The sequence below is a fragment of the Pseudomonas agronomica genome, assembly GCF_025917275.1.
Lineage (GTDB): Bacteria > Pseudomonadota > Gammaproteobacteria > Pseudomonadales > Pseudomonadaceae > Aquipseudomonas > Aquipseudomonas agronomica.
The window spans coordinates 1-413 of the sequence record NZ_JAOSHO010001067.1 but is presented as its reverse complement, the minus strand read 5'-3'; the positions used below and the strand labels follow the sequence as shown (position 1 = coordinate 413).

The 413-nt window shown below is 62.0% G+C and carries 1 protein-coding gene; it reads left to right on the top strand.

Features of this window, described 5'->3' with window-relative positions:
- Window positions 1–372 (top strand): FadR/GntR family transcriptional regulator (locus OC610_RS28935; protein ID WP_264433251.1); only part of this gene is annotated, 372 nt, incomplete at its 5' end.
- Window positions 373–413 lie beyond the last annotated feature (41 nt).

Sequence of the window (413 nt, the reverse complement as noted above, 5' to 3'; positions counted from 1 at the left end):
GAAGCCGCTGGCATCGCCGCGCAACGGGCTACGCCGGAGCAATTGCTGGCGATGCGTGAAGCGCTCGACGTAGCGAATGCCCTTGCCCCTACGGATGACGACAGAGCCCGGGCCGATTTCGAATTTCATCTGCAGGTCGCCCAATGCACCGGCAACAGTTTCTTCATCGATGCCATGGCCCATGTCGGCAATACGTTGCTCACGGTTGTGCAGGTGAAAAGTGAGAACCGAACGTTGGCAGTGCGTGAGCGGGAGCAGGTCTATGCGGCGCTGGCACGCCGTGATGCCGAGGCGGCGCGGGCTTCGATGCGGTTGCATTTGATCAATATGCAGCAGCGGGTTCGTGCTTTGACCGAGTTGACCGCGCAGTAACCTCCCGCCGTCACCCCCTGTGGGAGCGAGCTCGCTCGCGA